Genomic DNA, 8,082 nt, shown 5'->3' on the forward strand with positions numbered 1-8,082 from the left:
CGGCTTGGCTGTCTCGGTTTCCAGTCCACTGCGTTCCCGGAAACCTCCGGGTGCCGCGGTCGCGGCCTACAGCATAAGGTCAAACCTCTTGCCGCTGAAAAAAAGGCGGGTGCCGCGAGGCGCCCGCCTTTGTCTTTTCAGCGATCCACCATGGCCAGGCCGCTTTCGCCATAGCGGGCGCCGGCCACCTGGAAGGTATCCAGCGCCCCGTCCAGGCGCTCCACATCCGCCGCCGACAGCGTCAGAGCGTCCGCCGCCAGGTTCTCCTCCAGGTATTTCCGGCGCTTGGTGCCGGGGATGGGCACGATGTCCGGCCGCCGTTGCAGCAGCCAGGCCAGCGCCACCTGCCCCGGCGTGGCGCCATAGCCCTGGGCCACGTCCCGCACAAATCCGGCCAGGCGCATGTTGGCGTCGAAGTTGGCGCCCTGCAGCCGGGGATCGTTCTTGGAGCGGTAGTCGCTGTCGGGATAGTCCTCCGCCCGCTTCGCCTGTCCGGTCAGGAAGCCGCGTCCCAGGGGACTGAACGGCACCAGGCCGATGCCCAGTTCCGCCAGCAGGGGCAGGATGTCCTGGTCCAGGTTGCGTTCCCACAACGAATACTCGCTCTGCAGGGCGGAGACCGGCTGCACCGCATGCGCCCGGCGGATGGTGTCGCACCCGGCCTCCGACAGGCCGAAATACAGCACCTTTCCCTCCCGGATCAGGTCGCCGACGGTGCCGGCCACATCCTCGACGGGCGTGCCCGGGTCCACGCGGTGCTGGTACAGCAGGTCGATGCGGTCAGTGCGCAGGCGCTTCAGCGACGCCTCGACCACATCGCGGATGTGCCGAGGCCGGCTGTCGGTGCCGCCGAACGGGCCCTTGCCGATGACGAAGCCGAACTTGGTGGCGATCTGCGCCCGGTCACGCCGGCCTTCCAGCGCCTGGCCCAGCAGCTCCTCATTGGTATAGGGGCCGTAGACCTCCGCCGTGTCGAACAGGGTGCAGCCCAGGTCGATGGCGCGGTGGATGGTGGCGATGGATTCGGCATCGTCCCGCGTGCCGTAGGAGTGAGTCATGCCCATGCAGCCCAGGCCCAGGGATGAAACCTCCAGGCCCTGCCGGCCGAGTTTGCGTCGTGTGAGCATGGGGATCACCCGGCCGCGTTGGCGCGGAACAGATCCAGCGTCCGCTTGCGGGCCAGTTGCGCATCCTCCAGGTCCGAATCGGGGCGGCCGTCGTTGTTGAAGCCGTGGCCGGAGTTCTCATAGATGTAGACGGGCACTTCGGGACGGGCCTTCTGGATGAGGTCGGCCACTGTGTCGGCCGGGATGTGCTGGTCCTTGCGGCCGAAGTGGCAGATGACCGGGCAGGTCAACGGCAAGTCCATCAGGCTGGTGACCCCACCACCGTAATAGCTGGCCACCGCGGCCAGGCCCTGGACCTGGGCGGCGGCCCGCCAGGCGACGGTGCCGCCATAGCAATAACCCACCAGGAAGACGGGGCCCTTGTCCTTCAGCGCGTCGACGCAGGCCTGGACGTCCGCCACGGGATTCTCGGCGCCGTTCTCCTGCGCGTATTTCCGCCCCACCTCGAAACCATGGGGGTCATGGGCGGCGATGTAGCCCTTCATCTGGCGGTCGAACATCGACGGCGCGATAACCTCATAGCCGAGCGCCGACCAGCGATCGACATCCTGCCGCACATACTCATCCAGCCCGAATATCTCCTGGATGACGATGACTCCGCCCTGCCGGGGGCCTTGGGGATCGGCATGCAGGGCGGTGAACGCGAACCCGTCGATGCCGGACCGCAGCGTGATGGTCTGGGCCATGTCTGCTCCTTGTTTGAGAAAAACCAGGTCTGTGAGAAACTAGGTCTGTGAGGAATCAGGATTTCATCGCGCCTGCGGCGGCAGGCCCATCCGCAGGCGATCTTCCGTCGCGGGCGGGGATCGGTGCCGGGGCCAGAAGGACGGCCAGCGGGGCGCCCATCAGCGCGCCCGCCTGCTGGCGCGCCTTTTCAAATATGGCGTGGACCTCACGCTGCCAGGGGGCCTGAAGGTGGCCCACCGACAAAAGGTCGCCCCACATGCCGAAATCCAGCGCCTGGTACAGGTCGCTCAAGGTGGCGTCGTGCAGGTCGCGGGTGGCCACCCAGGCGCCGTCGGCGGTGCGGATGACCCAGCTGGCAGAGGACAGCTGCTCCAGCATGCCGTCCACCGCCACGGCACCGACCGGCACGCGGGCGATGATGTCGGCCCGCTTCAGGCCGCGGCCGTCGCGCGCGGCCAGCATCAGTTCGCGCAGGATGGCCAGGGCCACGACCAGGCGCTGGGCCGGCGACAGGCCGGCGGGCCCCAGTTCGGTGATGCGGCCGGACCGCCATTCCGGCAGGGCGGCCGTCACCTCCGCCCCGAACAGGATCAGGCACCACACCAGGTACAGCCACAGCAGCACCGTGGGCAGTACCGACAGGGCACCGTAGATGGTGGTGTAGGTGTGGACCTGGCTGATGTAGAGGGCGAAACCCACCTTGGCGATTTCCATGGCGATGCCGGCCACCAGGCCACCCACCATGGCGTCCTGCCAGCGCACCGGCCGGGTGGGGATGGCCAGGTAGGTCAGGCCGAAGAACAGCGTTTCCAGCGCGCCGGGCAGCACGCGGCGCACCAGCTCCACCACCACCGACCCCTCCGCCCCCAAGTAGGAGACGGCGACGGAGGAGAGGGACAGGCTGACGCCCAGCAGCAGGGGCGCCATGGTCAGCACCGCCCAGAAGGACAGGATGCGCACCAGTACCGAATGGCGTTCGCGGCTACGCCAGATGGCGTTGTACGCCCCTTCGATGGAGAAGAAGAGCAGGATGGAGGTGATGGCCAGGCCCAGCACGCCCACGCCGGTCATGGTGCCGGCGTTGCTGACGAATTCCCGCAGCCGGTCGTTCAGGTTCTCCCCCACCTGGGGCACCAGGTTTTCCAGCAACAGGATCTCCGCCTCCGCCCGCAGGGTCTGGAAGGCGGGAAAGGCCTGGAAGATGGCGAAGCCCACGGTGAACAGCGGCACCACGGCCAGCAGGCTGGTGTAGGTCAGCGAGCCCACCGCCTGCAGGCAATCATCGCGGTAGAAGCGGCGCACGGCGTAGCTGGTGACGCCCACCACCGCCATGATGGCGTGCCGCAGGGCCTGGGGCAGCCGGCCCACAAAACGGTGCCACAGCGTCGGTGGCGGCGTATCAGTCATGAAGACCTGCCCATGAAGCCGTGCCAAGAATGGACCTTTCACACGTGTATTCTAGGTGTGCGCTTATGTCAGGCGCCCAGCCTTTGACCGTAAAACCGGTTCGTGTAGGATGCGCGCCTAATTTTCCGGAGAGAGACGGATGACCACTTCCACGGGCGCCTCCGCCCCCGGCACCACGACGGGTACCCTGATGGCCGGCAAGCGCGGCCTGATCATGGGCGTCGCCAATGAGCGGTCGATCGCCTGGGGTATCGCCAAGGCGGTCGCCGCCCAGGGCGCCGAACTGGCCTTCACCTATATGGGCGACGCGCTGGCCAAGCGCGTGAAGCCCTTGGCCGAACAGCTGGGCGTGCCGCATGTCCTGCCCTGCGACGTCACCGACGAAGCCAGCATGGACGCGGTGTTCGCCACCCTGAAGGAACAGTGGGGTACGCTGGACTTCGTGGTGCATGCGATCGGCTTTTCCGACAAGAACGAGTTGGACGGGCTGTACCTCAACACCTCCAGGTCCAACTTCGCGTTGACCATGGATGTTTCCTGCTACTCGTTCACCGCCATCGCCCAGCGGGCGGTGCCGATGATGAGCAACGGCGGCAGCCTGCTGACCCTCAGCTATTATGGCGCTGAACGGGTGATGCCGCATTACAATGTGATGGGCGTGGCCAAGGCGGCGCTGGAAGCCAGCGTGCGTTACCTGGCGGCCGACCTCGGCCCGCAGAACATCCGGGTCAACGCCATCTCCGCCGGTCCCATCAAGACGCTGGCGGCCAGCGGCATCGGCGACTTCCGCGCCATCCTGAAATGGAACGAGCTGAACGCGCCCCTGAAGCGCAACGTCACCATCGGTGAGGTCGGCAACTCCGCCCTCTACCTGCTGAGCGACCTGGGCAGCGGCGTCACCGGCGAGGTGCACCACGTCGATAGCGGCTACCACACGGTGGGCATGCTGTCGGTGGACAGCGCCGCGGAGACCGCGACCCTGCTGCAAAGCCTGGTCAAGTCGGAAGGGTAAACCGCCATGGCCGGTAACGGCATCGGAACCCAGTTCCGCTTCACCACCTTCGGCGAAAGCCATGGCGTGGCGCTGGGCTGCGTGGTGGACGGCGTGCCGTCGCTGATGGACCTGGACGAGGCCTGGATCCAGGGCTTCCTGGACCGGCGCAAGCCGGGGCAATCGCGCTTCACCACCCAGCGGCGGGAACCGGACACGGTGCGCATCCTGTCGGGCGTGTTCGAGGGCAAGACCACTGGCACGCCCGTCTGCCTGATGATCGAGAACGAGGACCAGCGGTCCAAGGACTACGGCGACATCAAGGACAAGTTCCGGCCGGGCCACGCCGATTACACCTATTGGGAGCGCTACGGCATCCGCGACTATCGCGGTGGCGGGCGGTCCTCCGCCCGCGAGACGGCGGCCCGCGTGGCCGCCGGCGCCGTGGCGCGCCGGGTGCTGGAGGCGGTGCCGGGTGGTGTGACCATCCGGGGCGCCCTGGTGCAGGTGGGGCCGCACAAGGTGGACCGCGCGCGTTGGGACTGGGACCAGGTGGACCGGAATCCCCTGTTTTGTCCCGACGCCGTGGCCGCGGAGCAATGGGCCGACTATCTGGACGGCATCCGCAAGAACGGCTCCTCCGTCGGCGCGGTCATCGAGGTGGTGGCGTCCGGCGTTCCGGCTGGCCTGGGGGAGCCCATCTACGACAAGCTGGACAGTGACCTCGCCCGCGCCATGATGACCATCAACGCCGTGAAGGGCGTGGAGATCGGTGCCGGCTTCGCCGCCGCCGAACTGACGGGGGAGGAGAACGCCGACGAGATGCGGGCGGGTCCGGACGGCAGGCCCGTCTTCCTGTCCAACAACGCCGGCGGCATCCTGGGCGGCATCTCATCGGGGCAGGACATCGTCGTCCGCTTCGCCGTGAAGCCCACCAGCAGCATCCTTACCCCCCGCCAGACGCTGGACGTGCACGGCAATGAGACGGACATCCTGACCAAGGGCCGCCACGACCCCTGCGTCGGCATTCGCGCCGTGCCGGTGGGCGAGGCCATGATGGCGTGCGTCCTGGCCGACCATTGGCTGCGGCTGCGGGCGTATCGGTAATTTTTCGCCCCGTCCTGATCCGCAAAAGCAGAACGGCCCCGCCTTCCGATGGAAGCGGGGCCGTTTCGTTTCGGGCGCCTGGAGCGGGGCTTACTTGCCGGCGATGGTGATGGTCAGGGTGTCGCTGTAGCTGCCGGCCACGGCTTGGGCATTAGCGGGCACGGTGACCGCGACGGTGGCGTTCTTGCTGAACTGGGCGCTGGAACGCGTGACGTTCACAGTGCCGGTGCCAGACTGGCCGTCATAGATGGTGGTGTAGCTGACCGGCTGCATGCTGGGCGTGGTGCCCTTCAGGCTGCCACCGTTGGTCGAGGCGACCGTGACGGTGTAGCCGGCGCCGTCGTTGCAATTCTCAACCACGCTGCCGACCGTGACGTTGCTGGAGCCGGACAAGATGTTCAGCGTGGCCTGCGCATCGGTGACGGAGACAGTGCAGGTCTGGGCGACGGTGCTGCTCAGCTTGATGGTGCCCGAGGTGGCGGCGACGGCCGGAGTGACGGTCAGAGCGGCGGCGATGACGGCGGCACCAAAGGCGGCCAGGGCGGCAAGGCGGATCATGACTTCAGGTCCATCGGTTCGGTTGGGCTTGTTGCCCGTTCGCTTGATGCTTCTGGATTAAGCAAACCGAATGCCAGAATTGGTTGACGCCGGACCGACTAACATTAATGCATTGATATTTATGTTATTATCGGGCCTGACATCCAAAATCCCGCGTGACGTCCCGATGAGATTTCACTTTTTGCAATAGAGTTTTTCCATAGAATCAATGCATTAGGATTGGCGTTCCGCCAGGGTCGCAGCGGATGCGAAAAAGGGCGCCCCGGCCTGGAGCGCCCTTTTCCGAACCGATGGCGGTGTGTGCGGGCTTACTTGCCGGCGATGGTGATGGTCAGGGTGTCGGCATAGCTGCCGGCGATGGCCTGGGCGCTGGCCGGAACGGTGACGCTGACGTTGGCGGTCTTGTTGAACTGGGCGCCGGAGCGGGTGACGGTGAAGCTCTGGCCCGAACCGTTGGTGCCGTCGTAGGACGTGGTGTAGCTGATGGCGCTGGCGCCGGTGGCCGAGGACTTCAGCGTGCCGTTGTTGGCCGACGCGACGGTGATGGTGTAGCCGGCGCCGTCGTTGCAGTTCTCCACCACGCTGCCAACCGCGACGTTGCTGGAGCCGGACAGGATGTTCAGGGTGGCGTTGGCGTCAGTGACGGCCACGGTGCAGGTCTGGGCCACGGTGCTGTTCAACTGGATGCTGCCCGAGGCGCCGGCGGCGGCGAAGGCGGGGGCGGCGGCGAACAGGCTGCTGGAAACCAAGGCGGCGGTGGCGGCGACGGCGGCGATGCGGCGGATCATGGCAAGGGTCCTATCGGTTCGGTGGGCGGCTTCTGCGGCCCCGGGTTGGTTCATGTCCCGTTATAAGCACCCACCATGCCAATTCACCGCCCCTCGCCCCGATCAATCCTGATTTCCGAATAAATTCATAGCACTAACCGCAAAATCGATCAAAGGTTGCAAATATGCCATTCGTCATAGGTCGGATGCGGCATGCAAACTGACGCACTGTGCATCGCACCCTTGGGATAGGGTGCGCACATGTTAATGCATTACCATTTGCACAATGCGTCACGTCAGGCCCAGCGCGGCGGCGGCCATGGCGCCGGGCCGGCCGTCGCCCACCAGCCGCCCGTCAACCGCCACCACCGGACGCACCATGAGGCTGGAGGTGAGGAACAACTCCGTCGCCCGCGCCACATCGTCAGGCAGCAGCGCCCGCTCCTCCCCACCCAGGGCCGCCAGCACCGCCGCCCGGCGCGTGCCCGGCAAGGCACCGGCCCCCAGGGGTGGCGTCACCAGGGCGCCGTCCACCACGGCGAACAAGGTGGCGGCCGTGGCGCAGGCCACCTGCCCGGCGGTGTTCAGCAGCAGGGCGTCGTCCGCGCCCTGGGCCGCCGCCTCATTGCGCGCCAGGATCTGGTCCAGATAGGACAGGCATTTGACGCGGGACAGGGGGGAGTGCTCATTCCGGCGGGTGACGCCGGCCACCACCACCCGGGCCGCGCCCAGGGACGGACCCGCCGGCACCGCCGTCACCAGCACCGTGGGAACCAGGGCCGCCGGACGCGGCAGGCCACGGGTGCCTGGCCCTGCGGTCACCGTCAACCGCAGGGATCCATCCTTCAGGCCGTTGGCCGTGGCCGTGTCGGCCAGGGCCGCCGCCAAGTCCGCCATCGGCGGCAAGGGCAGGCCCAGCAACGCCGCCCCCACCGACAGGCGCGCCAAGTGGGCATCCAGCCGCACCACGGTGCCGGCCCGCCAGCACAGCGTCTCAAACACCCCATCCCCCAGCAGTAAGCCGCGGTCGGCCACGCCGACACCGGCGGCGGCGGCCGGGCGCAAGACGCCGTTCAGCCAAACGAGGGTCATGCCGCCTCGCTTCCCGGAATGGCCTTATCATCCAGCGCCACAGGCGGCCAGGCCATGCCCGGATCCAGCGCCGTCAACAAGGCCCGGGCTTTGACAAGGCTCTCCTCATATTCCGCCGCCGGGTCGCTGTCGGCGACGATGCCACCGCCGGCCTGCGCCACCACCTGATCGCCGGCCACCGCCAGGGTGCGGATGATGATGCTGCTGTCCATGGCGCCGTCCCAGCCCAGCCACAGCACCGACCCGCAATAAGGCCCGCGCCGCGCCGGCTCCAGCTCATGGATGATTTCCATGGCGCGAATCTTGGGCGCGCCGGTGATGGAACCGCCGGGGAACGTGGCCCGCA

General features: G+C 67.2%; 9 protein-coding genes. 2 read left to right on the forward strand and 7 right to left on the reverse strand.

The annotated features are described in order from the left end of the window. Positions 1–137 precede the first annotated feature (137 nt). The 3 genes from I55_RS13325 to I55_RS13335 are packed head-to-tail and all read right to left on the reverse strand — an operon-like array spanning position 138 to position 3,221. A complete protein-coding gene (locus I55_RS13325) occupies positions 138–1,127 on the reverse strand; it encodes an aldo/keto reductase (protein WP_044561071.1) in 990 nt (329 codons plus the stop codon). Between the two features lie 5 nt (positions 1,128–1,132). Beyond that, positions 1,133–1,813 (reverse strand): dienelactone hydrolase family protein, encoded by a 681-nt coding sequence (locus tag I55_RS13330; RefSeq protein ID WP_044561072.1) that lies wholly within the window; start codon positions 1,811–1,813, stop codon positions 1,133–1,135. A 55-nt stretch (positions 1,814–1,868) separates the two neighbouring features. Then, positions 1,869–3,221, reverse strand: a complete 1,353-nt coding sequence (locus tag I55_RS13335) for a YihY family inner membrane protein (protein ID WP_083901083.1) — start codon at positions 3,219–3,221, stop codon at positions 1,869–1,871. Between the two features lie 139 nt (positions 3,222–3,360). Here I55_RS13335 and fabI point away from each other — a divergent pair, with 139 nt between their 5' ends. Both fabI and aroC read left to right on the forward strand, forming a co-directional pair. Beyond that, on the forward strand, positions 3,361–4,233 hold the full coding sequence (gene fabI / locus I55_RS13340; protein WP_286364298.1) for an enoyl-ACP reductase FabI: 873 nt from the start codon (positions 3,361–3,363) through the stop codon (positions 4,231–4,233). Between the two features lie 6 nt (positions 4,234–4,239). After that, positions 4,240–5,319, forward strand: a complete 1,080-nt coding sequence (gene aroC / locus I55_RS13345) for a chorismate synthase (protein ID WP_044561073.1) — start codon at positions 4,240–4,242, stop codon at positions 5,317–5,319. A gap of 90 nt (positions 5,320–5,409) precedes the next feature. On the opposite strand, the gene I55_RS13350 is transcribed toward aroC, so the two are convergent. From I55_RS13350 to I55_RS13365, 4 genes are all read right to left on the reverse strand, one after another. Further along, complete coding sequence (locus tag I55_RS13350) at positions 5,410–5,877, reverse strand: hypothetical protein (protein WP_044561074.1); 468 nt, start codon at positions 5,875–5,877, stop codon at positions 5,410–5,412. A gap of 308 nt (positions 5,878–6,185) precedes the next feature. Further along, positions 6,186–6,665 carry a hypothetical protein gene (locus I55_RS13355; protein WP_044558557.1) on the reverse strand — a complete coding sequence of 160 codons (480 nt, stop codon included), beginning with the start codon at positions 6,663–6,665 and terminating at the stop codon, positions 6,186–6,188. A 270-nt stretch (positions 6,666–6,935) separates the two neighbouring features. Beyond that, on the reverse strand, positions 6,936–7,736 hold the full coding sequence (locus I55_RS13360; protein ID WP_044561075.1) for an aminotransferase class IV: 801 nt from the start codon (positions 7,734–7,736) through the stop codon (positions 6,936–6,938). Further along, positions 7,733–8,082: chorismate-binding protein (locus I55_RS13365; RefSeq protein WP_044561076.1), on the reverse strand; the 350-nt coding region annotated here is incomplete at its 5' end. The genes I55_RS13365 and I55_RS13360, both read right to left, overlap by 4 nt.

Origin of the sequence: Azospirillum sp. B4 (assembly GCF_000333275.1) — a bacterium.
Classification (GTDB): Bacteria; Pseudomonadota; Alphaproteobacteria; order Azospirillales; family Azospirillaceae; genus Nitrospirillum.

Bases quoted from the DNA above. Each gene is read 5' to 3' on its own strand.
- I55_RS13325 (WP_044561071.1), bottom strand. From the start codon at position 1,127: ATGCTCACACGACGCAAACTCGGCCGGCAGGGCCTGGAGGTTTCATCC.
- I55_RS13330 (WP_044561072.1), bottom strand. From the start codon at position 1,813: ATGGCCCAGACCATCACGCTGCGGTCCGGCATCGACGGGTTCGCGTTC.
- I55_RS13335 (WP_083901083.1), bottom strand. From the start codon at position 3,221: ATGACTGATACGCCGCCACCGACGCTGTGGCACCGTTTTGTGGGCCGG.
- fabI (WP_286364298.1), top strand. From the start codon at position 3,361: ATGACCACTTCCACGGGCGCCTCCGCCCCCGGCACCACGACGGGTACC.
- aroC (WP_044561073.1), top strand. From the start codon at position 4,240: ATGGCCGGTAACGGCATCGGAACCCAGTTCCGCTTCACCACCTTCGGC.
- I55_RS13350 (WP_044561074.1), bottom strand. From the start codon at position 5,877: ATGATCCGCCTTGCCGCCCTGGCCGCCTTTGGTGCCGCCGTCATCGCC.
- I55_RS13355 (WP_044558557.1), bottom strand. From the start codon at position 6,665: ATGATCCGCCGCATCGCCGCCGTCGCCGCCACCGCCGCCTTGGTTTCC.
- I55_RS13360 (WP_044561075.1), bottom strand. From the start codon at position 7,736: ATGACCCTCGTTTGGCTGAACGGCGTCTTGCGCCCGGCCGCCGCCGCC.